This window comes from Microscilla marina ATCC 23134, from assembly GCF_000169175.1.
Classification (GTDB): Bacteria; Bacteroidota; Bacteroidia; order Cytophagales; family Microscillaceae; genus Microscilla; species Microscilla marina.
Genome location: NZ_AAWS01000023.1, coordinates 72,534 through 89,165, shown reverse-complemented (window position 1 = coordinate 89,165; position 16,632 = coordinate 72,534). Strand labels below are relative to the sequence as shown.

Annotated in this window: 13 protein-coding genes; 5 read left to right on the top strand and 8 right to left on the bottom strand. The window is 39.9% G+C overall.

Features of this window, described 5'->3' with window-relative positions:
• Positions 1-23 precede the first annotated feature (23 nt).
• Both M23134_RS20755 and M23134_RS20750 read left to right on the top strand, forming a co-directional pair.
• Positions 24-3,146: a T9SS C-terminal target domain-containing protein gene (locus tag M23134_RS20755; RefSeq protein ID WP_002699523.1), complete on the top strand. Its 3,123-nt coding sequence runs from the start codon at positions 24-26 to the stop codon at positions 3,144-3,146.
• Between the two features lie 593 nt (positions 3,147-3,739).
• Positions 3,740-4,777 (top strand): PorP/SprF family type IX secretion system membrane protein, encoded by a 1,038-nt coding sequence (locus M23134_RS20750; protein WP_075164057.1) that lies wholly within the window; start codon positions 3,740-3,742, stop codon positions 4,775-4,777.
• A 72-nt stretch (positions 4,778-4,849) separates the two neighbouring features.
• On the opposite strand, the gene M23134_RS20745 is transcribed toward M23134_RS20750, so the two are convergent.
• The 3 genes from M23134_RS20745 to M23134_RS20735 form a co-directional block, all read right to left on the bottom strand.
• Positions 4,850-5,638, bottom strand: coding sequence for a prolyl oligopeptidase family serine peptidase (locus M23134_RS20745; RefSeq protein ID WP_198145063.1), 789 nt, complete (start codon positions 5,636-5,638; stop codon positions 4,850-4,852).
• A 221-nt stretch (positions 5,639-5,859) separates the two neighbouring features.
• Positions 5,860-6,216 (bottom strand): hypothetical protein, encoded by a 357-nt coding sequence (locus M23134_RS20740; protein ID WP_002699520.1) that lies wholly within the window; start codon positions 6,214-6,216, stop codon positions 5,860-5,862.
• 41 nt (positions 6,217-6,257) lie between these two features.
• A complete protein-coding gene (locus M23134_RS20735; RefSeq protein ID WP_002699519.1) occupies positions 6,258-7,085 on the bottom strand; it encodes a hypothetical protein in 828 nt (275 codons plus the stop codon).
• A gap of 235 nt (positions 7,086-7,320) precedes the next feature.
• On the opposite strand from M23134_RS20735, the gene M23134_RS20730 reads away from it, so the two are divergent.
• Complete coding sequence (locus M23134_RS20730; RefSeq protein WP_002699517.1) at positions 7,321-8,472, top strand: hypothetical protein; 1,152 nt, start codon at positions 7,321-7,323, stop codon at positions 8,470-8,472.
• 583 nt (positions 8,473-9,055) lie between these two features.
• Here the strand turns inward: M23134_RS20730 and folE are convergent.
• Both folE and M23134_RS20720 read right to left on the bottom strand, forming a co-directional pair.
• Positions 9,056-9,757 carry a GTP cyclohydrolase I FolE gene (gene folE / locus M23134_RS20725; protein ID WP_002699515.1) on the bottom strand — a complete coding sequence of 234 codons (702 nt, stop codon included), beginning with the start codon at positions 9,755-9,757 and terminating at the stop codon, positions 9,056-9,058.
• A gap of 4 nt (positions 9,758-9,761) precedes the next feature.
• The gene (locus tag M23134_RS20720) at positions 9,762-10,172 is read right to left on the bottom strand and encodes a 6-carboxytetrahydropterin synthase (protein WP_002699514.1); all 411 of its coding nucleotides are present in this window, start codon (positions 10,170-10,172) and stop codon (positions 9,762-9,764) included.
• A gap of 514 nt (positions 10,173-10,686) precedes the next feature.
• On the opposite strand from M23134_RS20720, the gene M23134_RS20715 reads away from it, so the two are divergent.
• Together M23134_RS20715 and M23134_RS20710 are read left to right on the top strand one after the other, a co-directional pair.
• Positions 10,687-12,162: a phytoene desaturase family protein gene (locus M23134_RS20715; RefSeq protein WP_002699511.1), complete on the top strand. Its 1,476-nt coding sequence runs from the start codon at positions 10,687-10,689 to the stop codon at positions 12,160-12,162.
• Positions 12,163-12,701: 539 nt separating this feature from the next.
• Positions 12,702-14,231, top strand: a complete 1,530-nt coding sequence (locus M23134_RS20710) for a SulP family inorganic anion transporter (protein ID WP_002699507.1) — start codon at positions 12,702-12,704, stop codon at positions 14,229-14,231.
• Between the two features lie 197 nt (positions 14,232-14,428).
• Here M23134_RS20710 and M23134_RS20705 read toward each other — a convergent pair whose 3' ends face one another.
• The 3 genes from M23134_RS20705 to M23134_RS20695 form a co-directional block, all read right to left on the bottom strand.
• Positions 14,429-15,010, bottom strand: coding sequence for a PhnA domain-containing protein (locus M23134_RS20705; protein ID WP_002699506.1), 582 nt, complete (start codon positions 15,008-15,010; stop codon positions 14,429-14,431).
• Between the two features lie 77 nt (positions 15,011-15,087).
• The gene (locus M23134_RS20700; protein ID WP_002699504.1) at positions 15,088-15,651 is read right to left on the bottom strand and encodes a hypothetical protein; all 564 of its coding nucleotides are present in this window, start codon (positions 15,649-15,651) and stop codon (positions 15,088-15,090) included.
• Positions 15,648-16,211 (bottom strand): hypothetical protein, encoded by a 564-nt coding sequence (locus tag M23134_RS20695; RefSeq protein ID WP_002699502.1) that lies wholly within the window; start codon positions 16,209-16,211, stop codon positions 15,648-15,650. Before M23134_RS20695 ends, M23134_RS20700 begins: the two co-directional genes overlap by 4 nt.
• Positions 16,212-16,632: the final 421 nt, after the last annotated feature.

The window sequence follows — 16,632 nt, the reverse complement described above, 5'->3', positions numbered from 1 at the left end:
TTTATATACTATACTATACATCGATGAGAAAATATACAATCGCCTGCTTAATTTTAATCATAAGCGGGCTGCTGACCTCGTATGCTCAAGCACAAATAGTGAGCTGTACTGATATTAGTTTCGAGAGTGGAACTTTTGGTGCATGGACTGGCCAGACTGGAAGTATTGACGGTAGTGGAGTGATCACTTTGCCAACCCCTGGGTTGGTCAATGGTCGACATACTATCATGACTCCAGGAGTAGACCCCTTAGTGGGAATTCCGACTGTACCTGCTGGTGCAACACACTCGGTAAGGTTAGGCAATGACGCCTCAAGCAAAAAGGCTGAATCAATGGAAATTACTTTTACAGTAACTGCCGCTCAGTCAACTTTTCAATATCAATATGCCGTAGTACTGGAAGACCCCAACCATCAACCCCACCAACAACCGGGGCTGGAGTTTAACATGTTCGATGCTTTAGGGCAACCTATTCCCTGTAGCTCGGTTAAATTTGTTTCGGGGGGCAATATCCCAGGTTTTCAGTCTAAAGGGCGCATTCGCTACAAAGACTGGACAACCGTGGCGGTAGACCTGATGCCTTACATTGGGCAAAAAATCACGATTAAATTTACCACCAATGACTGTACGTTGGGTGGGCACTTTGGCTACTGCTACCTTACTACTGGATGTTCGCTTCAGTCAGTGTCGGTCAGTGGTTATTGTTTCAACATCAATGGGGTAACTCTTTCAGCACCTATAGGCTATGACGAATATAACTGGTCGGATGGGCAAACCGGACAAAGCGTGTTTGTAACCAACCCTACCCCTGGTGATACTTACACCGTTACGCTTAAGTCAGTAAGTGGTTGCCAGACTCAGGCTTCAGTAGTGATTCCACCCAAATCGCCCAAAGTACCCGAGCCCATACCCGTGCCTGTGGCACCTGCTTGTGGGGCAAACCTACAGCTAGAAGCCAGCGGCAGTGCAAATGGTAGGTATAAATGGTTTACATCTACCAATTCGGCAGATTCTATTCGCGGGGAAGTGACCAATATTTACAATCCTCCGTTTGCCACCAACAGTGTCACTTATTATGTAGCAGCAGTGGATGATTATGGGTGTGAAAGTGATAAAGTAGCCATGAGTACTGTAGTGTTGTCTACACCGCTACCACCCAAAATGACAGTAACTGATGTATGTGTGCAAGGTACCATTACTTTTACAGTAGATGAAACCAATGCCAATACTTATCACTGGTACAAAGACAGTATAGGAGGCACTGCCTTTCAAGCATCTACTGACAAAACTTTTACTACTGGGATACTTAGCAAAGATACTACTTTTTATGTGTCGCAGGTAAGTGCGGTTAATGGTTGTGAAAGTGCCCGTACCAAAATTACCGGGCAAGTGCATCCCTTGCCCGTGATAAAGGTCATTGACAATAAAGGCTGTATTGGCGAACAAATATTATTGAAGGTAAGTGGAGGGGTACAAGGCAAATACAACTGGTATACATCCAAAAACCCCGCAGACATCATCGCTGGGGCTAACGATAGCACTTACCTTACACCGCCTTTGGCTACCAACACTACTTTTTATGTAACCGCCGAAAGTACCATTGGGTGTACCAGCGCACTCGACTCAGTAGTGGCACAAGTAGAGGCTCCTCCGGCAGCTCCTAAAGTACCAGGCGTTAGCATTTGTAGTGGAGAAAATGCTACTGTCACTATCAACGAAACCAACACCAATACTTTTAACTGGTACAATGTAGCGACAGGAGGCACTGCTTTTCAATCTTCTGGTGCTAAAACGTTTACGAGCGGGGCACTTACTGCTAACACCAAATATTATGTATCGCAAACCTCAGCCGCTGGCTGCGAAAGTAGCCGTACCGAGGTGTTAATAACAGTAAACCCTTTGCCCCCAGCTCCTACAGTAACCCCAGGCAAAGGTTGTGCGGGCAATAGTATATTATTGCAAGCAAGTGGTAGCACCAGTGGCATTTACCGTTGGTATACCTCTACCAATACTGTCGACTCCATTTCTGGAGCAGACTCTGCCACGTTTAATACGCCCCCCATTTATCAAAACACCACATACTATGTGGCAGCTGTAAGCAATAATGGTTGTGTAAGTCCAATGACCGCAGTAATAGCTGATGTAAAACCTACTCCGGGGGCTCCTATAGTTAGCAGCAATCAAGAAGTATGCGGGAGTGGTAAAATCACCCTTACCATCAATGAAAACAATACTTATGAATACAGGTGGTATACTGACAGCACCAGTACAGTTCCATTTAAGGCTGGTACAGAGAAAACTTATACTACTGATCTACTGACAAGTACCACCAACTTTTATGTATCGCAGGTAGGAGTGAACGGTTGCGAAAGTCCCCGCACTTTGGCTCAGGCAATCGTAAACCCATTGCCTAATGCCCCTCAAATCATTGCAAATGAGGGTTGTACAGGCAATAGCGTTATATTACAAATAAGCGGGGCAGCGAATGGGCAGTACCGTTGGTATAATGATTCGCTTAAAACATCACCCATCAATGGAGTGACAGATAGCCTATATCAAACTCCAGTATTAATCACCTCTACTCAGTATTATGTAAATATAGTAGATGCCAAAGGTTGCGAATCGCCCCTTACTAAAGTCCCCGTTACAGTACACGAATTGCCTGCTCCTATTGCCAAGCAAGATACTACGGTATGTCTGGAAGACATAGGAAACCTGGAACTGGATGGGGGCGAAAATTATGGGCATACCTGGAATACGGGTGAAACCTCAAGGTACATCACTATTGCAAAAGAAGGATTGTATACAGTCACCACCCAAACAGTACATGGCTGTGAGCGTACGGATAGCATCAAGGTAACCACACTTTGCGACCCGATCGTGTATATCCCTGAGGCTTTTTCACCCAATGGAGACGGAAACAATGATTTTTTCAAAGTGTTTGGGCGCTACCTTGAACACATTGATATTATGATCTATAACCGTTGGGGTACCTTAATTTTTCACTCAAACAGGCTAGACAGTGCCTGGAATGGCACCGTAAAAGGACAGATTGCCAATGCAGGCGTCTTTAGGTGTAAAGTAGTGTACCGGGGCATCAATGGTAAAAACAAAGAAAAACAAGCCATGATCCACTTGGTAAAATAACATTTGCTAAGTAACGTGCTCAAAATAAGTTTTTGGTTTTTAGGACAAATACGCACAACTGACTGAGGCATTTAGCCTTTGGCAGAGCTCGGCAAAGCGAAGCTTTAGCCATCGGTTTTTGCGCTCAAGGCAACATCCGGGGGATGTTGAGCCAGACCGTGGGACGGTACTACGGGCAATAAAAATAACGAAAGGTAGTAAAGCGGATTTATTCTAAATCGGACAGTTATTGTTGAGGGCTATGCCCGAAATCCCGTTTACGGGGCGAACACGTTACTAAGCACCAAGGCTTTCAAAATACATATACCAATCCACAGAGCAACAAATAAATTGTTATACAGGTGTATATTTATCATATCAACAAGTAAGTGATCAGACAGGATTGGTATTATTTAATACAAGCCTTTGTGTATAAAAACAACACTCAATACTATAAGTTACTTGCGGCTATCTCATAAGAGATTTTAGAAGGATACTACTCTAAATACTAACCATAACTGGAGGGTTTTTGAAATCTACCAGATATAAAATTTGGCAACGTTTGAGTAATGAGACAGCCTGTATTACACATAAAGCTAAAGAATTATCTCCCCATGAAGTTAATTAAATACAATATATTCATGTGCTTATTTATGTGCCTGCACATGATCGCACAAGCACAAACCGACCCCCAGTTTTCACAATTTTATAACGTTCCTTTGTACCACAACCCTGCATCGGTAGGTACTGCAGGTACTCGTTTTGCTATGACCAGTCGTGCACAATGGGCGGAGGTATCAAGCGGAATGAATACCACGCTGGTATCTCTCGACCATAGTTTTGGTAAAAGTGGAAGCAATGTGGGTGGTTTTATACTACGTGACCAACAGGGAAAAGTAGGTGTAGTAGCCTATCACGTGGCAATGCAGTATGGCTACGCTATCAAGTTGAGTAAAACCTGGCGGTTGCGCACCGCTATGGAAGCTGGGGTGATCAACAAAAGGTTGGAAAATAACCTTAAATTTGTAGATCAGTTTGACAACTCAGGCTTAATCAACCCAAATAACTCCGAAAAACTCATCAGCGAAAGTATATTTTACCCTAGTGTAGGCGCTGGATTGTTACTACACAACGAGGTGTTTTGGGCAGGTGTATCGGTCAATCATTTGAACCGCCCTGAACAAAGCTTTTTTGCTCAAGACCAGCTCAACACCAGGGTGGCTACCAGAGCTACTATTTACGCAGGAGCACGCATTCCTTTATTTCACGATATTAACAGCTCGTTAAGCCCTACTTTTTTGTACAAGGAACAAGGAAGTTTTAAGCAAATGGACTTGGGCGTTTATGCCCATTTTCCTATCAGTTATGCCTTTAGGTATAAACACAAAGCCGCCAGTAATGTACAAGGCATTGCGGGAGTTGTATACAGAGGGTGGGTATTTGAAAAGTACGCGCACGATTTGCCTAATAACGATGCTATAGTGCTCATGGCAGGGCTTGGCTTCAATAACTGGGGCATTAGCTATAGCTTTGATGCAGGTATCAACGGTAAGGATATGCGGTTGAACAATGCCCACGAAATAAGCGTGATTTATACCTGGAAAAAAGCCAGGAAAAGGAAGAAAACCTTTTTCCCTTGTCCTTCTTTCTAGGGATAGTTAAACATTTCCCTCTCTCTGGTTAATCAGCCAGAGAGAGGTATTATTAACCAACCATTGCCTTTCTCACAAAAACTCGCAAAAAAAAGCCAGCATATTGTCTACTTCTGAGTTCCAATATTTATAATTATGTCCTGCTTTAGTCCAATGATATTTCACTTTAAGGTCAGGGGTTACTTTTTTTAAGGCATTGTATAACAACAAAGATTGAGCAAAGGGCACAATACGATCTTGCTTGCCATGTCCTATGTATAAACCCATTTTTAGTTTTTTGGCGTGGTATACCAGGTTTTCTGCTCCTGTTTTCCAACGTGCCGGAAACTGCCCATAACTCCCTAAATACCCAATCATCAAACGATCAGCAGTCATTTTGGTAGGGTCATAGTCACCCGAAAGCGCCGCACCTGCTACAAACAACGCTGGTGCTGCCATGCCTATGGCTACTACCCCACGCCCACCAGTAGACAACCCTAACAAGAAGTTTTTTTGTGAAGTAAGCAGTATACCATAGTCTTTTTGTAAACCCGGAAGCATTTGTTTTATTACCCAATTGAGGTCAGGGTATTTCTTCCAACCTGAAAGGGTCTGCGGATAAAATTTTGCCGAATACACGCTTTTACTCATTTCGGGCAAAACTAGCCTAAACCCTTGTTCAAGTGCTTTTTTACACAAAGATGATTTGTTGCACCAATCTTCTTTAGGGAAGTTCCAGCCTGGCAATACTACAATATTTCCTTTTACCTCCCCTTTTGGGCTACGTATGTCTAGTTTGTGCCCACCAATGGTAAGGGTAGCAATGCTGTCTAACATAGGGTACACTTTAGTTTTAGGTGCGGTAATTTGTGATTGCTTCATTGCCGCAGGCTCGGCTAAAAAAGCGGCCTTTGCGGTATTTTTTTGAGCGTTACCACAGCCTGTAAACCAAGACAAAAGGCAGAGGCATACAGCAAATCCTGTCAAGTTTTTTTTCACAATAATTGGTTTGAATTACAAAAAGGAACAGGCCTTTGGTTAATAAATCAAAAGCCTATTGAAGATACAATTTAAGAATATTTTTGTTGATGTATCCTTTTGTTTTAATAAGATTCTGTCCATTTATTTCCACAGCTTTTGCAACGATAAATGTGATCTACCTCACAATCGCTGGCTCCAGTCATTGGATTACCATTGACAAAATCAGTCCCCAGATGATATACTGTAGCCTGCTTACATTTCCAACAGGTTTTGTCAGGCTCATAACTACCACTACTTTGTTCTTCTTCGTCGGTGTGAGGTGTATTAGAGTAAGAGTCGTGAAAGTGACTGCCTTCTCCATTAGATGGCGATGGTGTTTTTTGTGTATTGGCTTCTTCCTCTAATTTATCCAAAAAACCATTGATTTCTTTTTCGGCATCATCTGCCAAATCCTTCAAAAACTTTTTAAAAATACTCATGCACATAGTTCGTTTAAATTGTTAAAAATATGCGCTGAAATTTACCACGCCCAGCGCACAAAAAACTGTGGGGTGCTTGTTGTCCAGGTACTATTTCGGTGATAAAACCACTCTACCCCTATTTTAAAAGTATTTTGAGGGTCTTCGCTAAAAAGCTTGCTTACCTTCCAGGCAATATTGGGTTGGGTCAAAATATCAAAACCATCGTTTTGGCTTTGAAACATGTCAAAATAGCCCTGAAAGGAGAACTCTAATCGATTGCTAATACGAATAGGCAACCCCCAAACTCCGGTAATTTGATAAGTCTTAAAATCGGAGTTGTCATAACGGTAGTACCCGTTGATAAAAAACACATTGAATAGCGGCACCCTGAAGTTGACCGATAATCCAATCATTCGAGCATGATAGTTTTCACCCTGGTTGATTTGCCCTGCCAATAAAATATCGTCTACGCCAAACGCATTGTTGTAACTGATTGCCTGACGGTTTTTAATCCGGTAACGCTTCTTGGGGTCTTCTCCCCCTCCACTAAATATTTTCTTAAGACTAATTCGCGGTTGCCACTCGGCATACAAGCTGTAGTTGTTGCCCGTGGGTTGATTGTTGGCGTCTAAAAACTGACCCGAAAAGAAGTTTACAAAGAAAAAATTATCACCGTAAGGCCAGGTAGAGAAATTATCTATAATAAAGGTAAGCATTTGCCCATTCTGGGTATTGAGCCCAGTGGTGATATCGTCGAACCGGGTTCCATAAGAAAGCTGTGCTCCAGTATGTGATACATTTACTTGAGCAAAACTTAAATCATTGGACATCATACCAGGCATAAACCAAAGTATCAGTAGAGCTATTCGTAGTTTTTTCTTCATCATGTCAGTTATTTCATGTTCCACAACAAACGCCTCACCTGGTATTTGTTGTTTAACTTAATGTTTATTTTTTTGCTTTTATACATAACACAAGCCTACACAGTGGTTGGTCTGATACACATTTTCAAGAAAACTTATGGTCTGCCTGTAACCTTTCTCTAAAGTAATAGTTTCCTTTTTTGATTTTTAAAATAACGCATCAAATAATCAATTAGTAAACTATATAACCATGTACTTTATGCAACGCATATTATCACTCATTATCCTGGCAACTATGTTGGCTTCTTGCCAAATCAATGCTCAAAACAATTCATCTACCACCAATGTAAAAGGTGAATGGGTAGCCAAACTAAGAAAAAATAACAAAGTATGGCTGCAGATGACCATAAACCGCGAAGGAGACAATGGGCAGCATAGTCGTTGGAACAGTAGCTCATCATACAAACAACAGGAATTTAGTGGGCTCCAACCCAACAGCAAAGAAAACCATACTTTCACGCTCAGTCGCGATGCGGGCAAACTTAGCTTTAACGGAGCTTTTGTAGGCAAGGCAGGTGCGGGTGATTTTACTTTTCAACCCAATCAGGATTTTCGCAATTTCTTGCAAAAGGAAGGTTTTGACAAAATAAGCAACAACAAACTCATGGCAATGACACTACACAACGTAAGTAGAAGGTTTGTGAAAGACATTAAAAAAACGGGGTACAAAAATTTCTCCACCTCTAAACTCATTGCCTTAAAAATCCACAATGTGTCTCCAGAGTTTATCAAAAAAATACACAATGCCGGGTTTAGAGATATTTCATTGAATAAACTAATTGCTTTCAAAATACATGGAGTGACAGAAGAGTTTATGAATGCCATGAAAAAAGTCGCTGGTAGCGACCTTAAAGCAAGCAAACTGATTGCTTTTAAAATTCATGGGGTCACACCTGAATTTGTGAAAGCATCGCGTGAGAAGTTTGGCGACATTTCTATGAATAAAATTACAGGTTTTAAAATTCATGGAGTGACAGAAGAATTTATGAATGACATGAAAAGAACAGGTATAACCAACTTATCTGCTGCTCAACTTATTGCGTTTAAAATACACGGAGTCACGCCTGAATTTGTCAAGGATTTTAAGAAAATGGGATATAACCAACTAAGTGCATCTAAACTTACCAGTTTTAAGATTCACGGAGTAACTCCTGAGTTTGTACAAGCACTCAATAAACTAGGCTATCAAGAAGCATCTGCTTCCAGGTTAATTTCGTGCAAAATACACGGAGTTACCATTGATTTTATCCAAAAAATGAACAAAAAAACCAACAAACAGCTGCCATTGAGCCGTTTGGTTTCTTACAAAATACATGGCATCGACAAGGACTTTGACACAAATGATGATTAATTGTCAAACCGCTAAAAAAGGAATAATGATTAGTTACCCTCTCTGGAGGGTATTTTTTTGAAATGAAATTTAGGTAAGTTACTTTAAGGAATGAGGTAGTAAAGGTGAGTAGGTTATCCTGATCTTTCCCCCTATTGCAAAAAACATTAAAAATTTATTACAAAGGGGGGAGAGATTGGATAGGTAAAATGTACTTGATAAGTGAAAGTATAATCCATCAGGCAAAAAATGGATTAACATTATTTATAATAATTCCCTCAATATTTTTTGATAAAGGGCATCTGAAGTTTCAGATGCCTTTTATGTTGGTGGGTACCTCTACATCAGGCAAAAAGAGGTCCCGAATTAGTTTTTTTTAGAAAAACGGTGATTATAAAATCCTTCCACTAATAACAATGCTCTACTGACAGAAAAATGACAAATACTGGGTGTTTTTTTTCAGATAAGTGCATTTTGAACCCATAAAAAATTCATAGCCAAACACTTACCAATTAAATTTTTGTTTATTTACTATCAAGCAATTGTTAAGAAAAAAGGCTGGCCATAGCCAACCTCTTATATTATTTGTATGTCTTACAGCAACTTATTTGTTCATTCCTATATACTTTAAGAACTCATTACGGGTGGCTTCTTCCTGAAACTTACCACTATAATATGAAGTTACCGTAGTACTGTTGGTATCTTGTATACCACGTGATGAAACACACATGTGGGCAGCATCCATTACCACTGCAACGCTTCCAGTGTCTAACATTTTTTCCAATTCTTTACCAATCTGAATAGTCAAGCGTTCTTGTACCTGTGGGCGGCGCGAAAAATATTGAACAATTCGATTAATTTTAGATAAGCCTATCACTTTACCACTTGAAATATAGGCTACATGGGCTTTGCCATAAATGGGCACAAAGTGATGCTCACAATTAGAGAAAAACGTAATGTCTTTTTCTACCAACATCTCATTGTACTTATACACGTTTTCAAACAAAGTAGGTGCTGGTTTATTGGCAGGGTTTAACCCACTAAAAATTTCTTTAATATACATTTTAGCTACTCTGTGAGGAGTGCCATTCAGGCTATCATCACTTAGGTCGAGCCCCATAATTTCCATAATTTCGCGAAAACGCTCCTCAATGAGTTTAATTTTAGTATCATCGCTCACCTCAAATGCATCCTCACGTAAAGGAGTCTCATAAGAAGAGGCTACGTGTTCGTCCCCCATCTCCTCCATGTTCATTTTGTCATTATTTTTGTGATTATGAACTCCATTTTTGTGCTTTCCATTCATATTATTAGGACGCAGGGAATTCAACAAAGTTTCTCTCTGTTTCATACAGTCTGATTTTTAAATCGAGTTTAGGATCCAGCTTTTCTCTCAAAATTCGCCAAATAACCATTGCGATATTTTCGATAGTGGGATTCAGGCGTTCAAATTCCTCAAGATCCAAATTCAAGTTCTTATGGTCGAACTTATTCAACACTTGGGTTTTCACCAATACAGCCAAATCTTCGGTACGCATTACATAGCCAGTTATAGGGTTTATCTCACCTATGACCTGTACCTCAAGGTCAAAATTGCAACCGTGATAATTTGGATTATTATAAGGTCCAAAAATATCTTGGTTTTTTTCTTCGCTCCAATCAGGGTTATGTAAACGATAGGCTGCGTTGAAGTGTTCTTTACGTGCAATTATTGCTCTCATTTATAAAGTGTTACTAATACAAAAAAATTAGTAAAAATGATTTTGAAAGCAGTCATACACCAAACAATATCTCTACTGTTTTTGTTTCACTTTCTTTGCAATGTAATAAATAAATCCGAAACAACTCTAAGAAGCAAAGCGTAAGCCACCAATACTGGCTTTACTAATAATGGTATTTTTACCGTTGTTTTTTTTTTGCTTTTTTGAATCACTCCGACCTTATAACTATTAAAAGTTTTTAAAAATAAAAAAAAACAAAATTTTATGTGGTCACTCAAGCATTTACCTTCCTTTTCAGAACAATTTCTTTCTCGAAAAAGCTTAGCAAAAACCGCTAAATTATGTTTTCAAATAAAGTGAAGTTTTGTACCTGCCTATATATAGACCAAAAGTTACTATTTGTAATGTACTACTTGCAAAAAATTTTAAATTTTATAAACATTCTCCTGATCTGCAAAGTTCAAACAACCAGCTTGCCTGATACCGAAACAAGTGTAACTTTGCCGATAACTCTATGAAATCAACTCATCATCAAGCCATCATTGTGGGTTCAGGAATGGGAGCTCTTACTACCGCCTGTTTGCTTGCCCAACAAGGGCTCAACTGTTTAGTGCTGGAGCAAAATTATTTACCTGGTGGATGCACTAGTTCTTATTGGCGTAAAGGTTTTGTTTTTGAAAGTGGTGCTACTACACTGGTAGGACTTGACCCACACATGCCTTTACAGTATTTACTAAATCAGACTGGCATCAAGCTAAACACTATCCATTTGTCATTGCCCATGCAAGTACACCTCAAAGACCAGCAGGTGGCACAACGCTACCAATCACTAGATGCCTGGATTACAGAAGCAGAGCGGGTTTTTGGCAAAAAAAATCAACGCAAGTTTTGGGAGTTCTGCTATAAGGTGAGTCAATTCGTTTGGAAAACCTCCCTGCGTCAAACAGCCTTCCCTCCTACTCAACTAGCCGACTGGTGGCAATGTATACGCAATGCCAGTGTACAACAGGTGAATTATGCCCGGTACGCTTTTTTTTCGATGCAGTGGCTACTCAAAAAGTTTGATTTATTGGACAATCAACTGTTTGTCAATTTTGTAGATGAGCAACTCCTCATTACCGCCCAAAACTACCACCCTGAAGTAAATGTGTTGTTTGGAGCAACCGCACTTTGTTATACTAATTACAAAAACTATTATATGCCCGGTGGTTTGATTAACCTCGTCAATCCATTGATTGAATATTTAGAGCAACATGGGTCGGAAGTAATACTACGAAATGGAGTACAACAGATCGAATACAATACGGTAAATCAACAATATAACATAACAGCAAAAAAAGGTAACTATACCTGTGATTTTCTTATATCAGGTGTACCACTCAATAATACGGTACAATTGTACAAAAATGCTGTAAAGCCTACACTTAAGCATAAGGTTTTACCTTCTGAAAAACTCAACAGTGCTTTTCAAATGGGCATTGGTTTTACACCTGGTAAACATACCCCACAAAATTGCATTCATCACCAAATACACCTACCCAAGCCATTGCCCGAAGTAGGTTCACACAGTATTTTTGTAAGCCTAAGCCACCCCAAAGACCCCAGTCGATGTGACACTAAAGGACAAATGGTGGCTTCGATAAGCACACATATAGCCCACCCTGCACAAAATACAAACATCAACAAAGATCTGGTAGAACAAGTCATTCTCGACACATTGGAACAAAAAGGTTTTCTTGCCAAAGAAGATATTATCTATAGTCATTCGTCTACCCAAAAGTCATGGCAAAAATGGACAGGACGCGCCTACGGATTTGTGGGTGGTTACCCACAATACATGAACACAAAACCTTGGCAAATGGTAGGTGCTCGTCTTGATCAACACAAAGCTTATTTATGTGGCGACACTGCTTACCCTGGGCAGGGCATTCCAGGAGCAGTATTGAGTGGCATCATTGCTTTTGACAAGCTCAAAAGGGATTGGTTGTAACCCAACGATGGTTGATGAAAGGCTCAATAAAAACCTTAGGTTTAATATTTTTTCACATGTAAACATTGTGTTTTAAAAATATTTTCTTACATTTGTAATGCATAGCTGGTTGAAGGATCTTGGGGGACGGTAGATAACCATTATCTACTTCCCTCAAGTTTTTTTGCTTTAGAGCTTTAGCACACCCTCCAAACAAGTTTTACAATCCCATTCTCACTTAATAAACACCCACAAAATCTATATACTTTCAAAATAAGACCTTTTTAATATTTAGCTAAGTATACATCCTCAAAAATAGTTTTTTATTGTATGAATTAAAGATTATTTCTGTTGTATATCGTAAAATAACCTCCATTTTTTCCTTTAGAATTATATTCGGTCTTGTCAAAAATCAATGTTGTATCAGCTTTTAATGCTACTTCCTCAAAACTTTGACAGCAAGCCACCAAGCTCCATTAAAAATTGTTACCTTCGCGCCTGCAAAATTAAAAGGCCAGAGAAGACTTCTCAGTGATTATATTGCTCCTTAGACTTATTGTATGAAAAAGTATTTTAACTTATTTGATCTTTCTCAAAAGGTCAATTACAAAAACGAAATTTTATCAGGTTTGACCGTAGCCATTGCTTTGGTGCCAGAAGCAGTTGCTTTTGCGTTAATGGCTAAGTTGTCTCCACTTACCGGGCTTTATGCAGCCTTTATGGTGGGGTTGGTCACCGCTATTTTTGGCGGACGCCCCGGAATGATCTCAGGAGCTACTGGTGCCATTGCTGCAGTGATTGTAACCCTGGCCAAGACACACGGCGCAGAGTATATATTTGCCACCGTGATTTTGGCAGGTGTTATACAAGCTACAGCTGGTTTTTTAAAACTAGGAAAGCTCATCCGTTTGATTCCACACCCTGCCATTTTTGGTTTTGTCAATGGGCTCGCCATCATTATTTTTAGCGCCCAGCTTGGCGAATTTAAAGGCCCTACCGGAGACTGGCTTACAGGCGAACCATTATTTATATTCCTTGGGTTAGTGTTACTTTCTATGGTTATTATTTGGGGTTTACCCAAACTGACCAAGGTCGTACCTTCTTCACTGGTTGCAATATTGGTCGTATTTGGCCTGGTGTTTTTTATGAGCATAGATACAGCTACAGTAGGCGACAAAGCCTCTATTCAAGGTGGGTTCCCTCCTTTTCATATCCCAGTCATTCCTTTCACTTTTGCTACTCTCAAAATCATTCTTCCCTATGCCTTTATAGTAGCAGGGGTTGGTTTGATAGAGAGTTTACTCACGCTAAATATTATTGATGAGATTACCGAAACCCGTGGAAGAGGCAACAAGGAAGCAGTGGCGCAAGGGTTTGCCAATATTTTTTCTGGTTTCTTTTCCGGCATGGGAGGTTGTGCTATGATTGGTCAAAGTTTAATTAACATTTCTTCTGGTGCCAGGGCGCGTTTATCGGGTATTGTAGCCGCTATACTACTATTGGTATTTGTAATGTTTGGTTCCAGCATTATTGAAATGATTCCTATGGCTGCCCTTACTGGAGTAATGATTATGGTATCAATTGGTACTTTTGAATGGGCAAGCTTGCGTACACTTAACAAAATGCCTAAATCAGATATTTTTATTATGGTGTTGGTAACATTGATCACCGCGGTATTGCACAACCTAGCACTTGCTGTAATCATTGGGGTAGTCATTGCTGCATTGGTATTTGCCTGGGACAACGCCAAGCGTATTCGTGCCCGTAAATATGTTGACGACAACGGAATAAAACACTATGAAATATATGGTCCTTTATTTTTTGGCTCGGTAAGTACTTTTAGTGATAAATTTGATGTATTGGGCGATCCTGAGGAAGTAATCATCGATTTTGCCGAAAGCAGGGTGGTAGATATGTCAGCCATTGAAGCATTGAATAAGATTACTGAACGCTACGAGAAGGTAGGCAAAAAAATACACCTCAAACACCTAAGCCCCGATTGTTATAAACTACTCAAGAACGCAGAGCGTATCATTGATGTAAACATTGTAGAAGATCCTACTTATAAATTGGTAGTAGATAAGTTGTAAACATCTGTTTGAACATTGGCTGTTATATTTTCTATGTTCAAATAACCCATTTTGTAGCCTGATTATAAGCTCCAACAATTTAAACAAGCCAGGTTTTATGGAATGGACACAAAAAAAGTGACCCACTACAAGCGATATGTAATGGGTCACTTTTTTTGTTGCAACTCTGTTAGCTAAAACAATATTATATTCATTGTTTACGACTTTTTGACAAATTTGGTCAGAATAACAATGTGTTGTCCGTTTACGCGCCCCTCTATATGTTCAGCATTATCATGCGTTAGCGATATATTCCGCACCGCAGTACCACGTTTAGCCGTAAAATTAGCTCCTTTTACATTGAGATCTTTAACAAGCACTACCGTATCGCCTGCTTGCAAGGTGGCTCCATTACTGTCTTTGTGTACAATGGCATCTTCGGTAGAGTCGTTGCCTTCGCCAGTAGCTTTTGCCCAAGCCAGCGTTTCCTGCTCTAGGTATAGTATATCTAACAAGTCAGAAGGCCAACCTTCTCCCTGCAAACGCGTCAACATTCGCCAAGCAATCACCTGTATTGCTGGCACCTGGCTCCACATGCTATCATTGAGGCAACGCCAGTGATTAGGGTCAGCTTTTTCAGGCGCTTCTATTTGCTCAAGACAGGTGTTACATACCAATGCACTTTGCTCAGCTGTTCCTTCAGCAGTTGGAGGCACTTCATACACCCTTAAACCATTGGTAGCACTACACAGTTCACACTTCGACTCGCTTCGGGCAAGCAATTCTTTTTCTACACTCATTTTGTCTGATTGATTTTCTGATTTTTTCAGAAAGGTAATTAAATTATCAGTTATTCATATTTATTACTCAAGCCTTTTTATGGCAATTTCAATACTTGCTGGGGCAACACCTTTTGCAAAATATCTTTCATTGCTGCGTTTTTTTCTACCAGTTTCCAACCTTTATAAGTCAGCTCTTTTACTGCATACGCCTGGCGATTACTGGTTAAAATCATTTTTTTCGCTTGGGGATTTTTAGAGCTCGTGTGGGTGGCAGCAAGTGCAGAAGCAATATTGTGGGCATTTTTTACTTGCTGTGGTTGGGCTAAGCTATGGCTGTGCTCGTCCTGATAGTTTACCAACGCATACTTCACTCCATCTACCACCATTGTTTTAGATATATGGGTTACGGTAATTCGCTCAAAAATAAGGTGTTTACTTGCCTCCTTTTTGTTGTCCATGCGTTGCAGCACTACTTGTTTGTTTGCCAACCCAAACACTTTGGGATACACAAACAGTAAACCACCTTTGTTGCCACTGGTTTTCAAAGCCGTGGCATATTCCTGCATGGTTTTACGAATGTCATTTTTGTCAGTATCTTGGGCACATACTCCCTGAATTAACGCTATGATAACTAATCCAATTAATACAATACGTTTCATAATTTTTCTAATACTTCTTTGGGTAATAATTTATTTAATACTTTATGTTCCTCTTTCTTTTTCTCTAAAACCTTCCAGCCTTGATAAGCAGGGTCATTGATTACATACATTTCACCTTTGGTCTGAATCACTAACTGTTGGTTTGCATGGTCCAGACTTACATTGTTGTTGCCATAAACCTGCTTAAAGAATGAGGCAAGGTCTTGCAAAGCAACTTCGCTTTTTCCTTTCTTTTTCACGAGTAATTTAAAAGTATAAGCTGCCAGCGCATATTTTGCTTGATTTACTTGAATAACATCGGATAGGCTGGTTAATAGAGGAGATTGAAAACTGATGCCTCGGTTGCGCACACCATTCATAGATTTCTCTATTTGTTTTCTGGGTACTATTTCAAAAAACCTTGGATAGAGATAATCTAAACTCTTGATCATTTCATTTTTTTCGAGGAGTGTAAAATAAGATGTTAAGGTTTCTTTAATTTGTTTTTGGTCGCTTTGGGCAGTAGCTCCACTACTAAATAATAAACCTGCCAAAAGTAAGAGATAAAGTGTATTTTTCATAATGCTTTAGTGGGTTACTGTATTTTGAAATGTAAAAATAAGCAAATAAATCCGATTTTGGTTAGCCTCACCCAACGCCCAGGTATACCAAAGCTTTCATACCTTTCACTAGTGCATTAGGCACTAAGTTACTCACATATTATTTGGCGTCCCCGAATCAAGTTCGGCTCACAGCTCCGAGCTTGTTCTCGGAGGACTGTGAGCTTTTGCCCCCTGACTTCCTCGTAAAAAAGTTAGATAGCTAAGGTTCCGATATGCATCGGAATTCAGAAAGCGAACTATCCGCCATTTTCACGACTCGTCAGAAAACAAAACCGAGCTTTTCGCGAGCTCAACGTAGTTAATTCATTCAAATTAATAAGCAACTTATTTAATCCCTAATGCACTAGTGCACTGGGGACTAAATTCCTACCATATTACT

What these genes read in the sequence shown, in the direction of transcription:
- M23134_RS20735 (WP_002699519.1), bottom strand. Translation starts at nt 7,085, where the DNA reads ATGATGAAGAAAAAACTACGAATAGCTCTACTGATACTTTGGTTTATG.
- M23134_RS20745 (WP_198145063.1), bottom strand. Translation starts at nt 5,638, where the DNA reads ATGAAGCAATCACAAATTACCGCACCTAAAACTAAAGTGTACCCTATG.
- M23134_RS20715 (WP_002699511.1), top strand. Translation starts at nt 10,687, where the DNA reads ATGAAATCAACTCATCATCAAGCCATCATTGTGGGTTCAGGAATGGGA.
- M23134_RS20700 (WP_002699504.1), bottom strand. Translation starts at nt 15,651, where the DNA reads ATGAAACGTATTGTATTAATTGGATTAGTTATCATAGCGTTAATTCAG.
- M23134_RS20740 (WP_002699520.1), bottom strand. Translation starts at nt 6,216, where the DNA reads ATGAGTATTTTTAAAAAGTTTTTGAAGGATTTGGCAGATGATGCCGAA.
- M23134_RS20730 (WP_002699517.1), top strand. Translation starts at nt 7,321, where the DNA reads ATGCAACGCATATTATCACTCATTATCCTGGCAACTATGTTGGCTTCT.
- M23134_RS20695 (WP_002699502.1), bottom strand. Translation starts at nt 16,211, where the DNA reads ATGAAAAATACACTTTATCTCTTACTTTTGGCAGGTTTATTATTTAGT.
- M23134_RS20710 (WP_002699507.1), top strand. Translation starts at nt 12,702, where the DNA reads ATGAAAAAGTATTTTAACTTATTTGATCTTTCTCAAAAGGTCAATTAC.
- folE (WP_002699515.1), bottom strand. Translation starts at nt 9,757, where the DNA reads ATGAATGGAAAGCACAAAAATGGAGTTCATAATCACAAAAATAATGAC.
- M23134_RS20755 (WP_002699523.1), top strand. Translation starts at nt 24, where the DNA reads ATGAGAAAATATACAATCGCCTGCTTAATTTTAATCATAAGCGGGCTG.
- M23134_RS20705 (WP_002699506.1), bottom strand. Translation starts at nt 15,010, where the DNA reads ATGAGTGTAGAAAAAGAATTGCTTGCCCGAAGCGAGTCGAAGTGTGAA.
- M23134_RS20750 (WP_075164057.1), top strand. Translation starts at nt 3,740, where the DNA reads ATGAAGTTAATTAAATACAATATATTCATGTGCTTATTTATGTGCCTG.
- M23134_RS20720 (WP_002699514.1), bottom strand. Translation starts at nt 10,172, where the DNA reads ATGAGAGCAATAATTGCACGTAAAGAACACTTCAACGCAGCCTATCGT.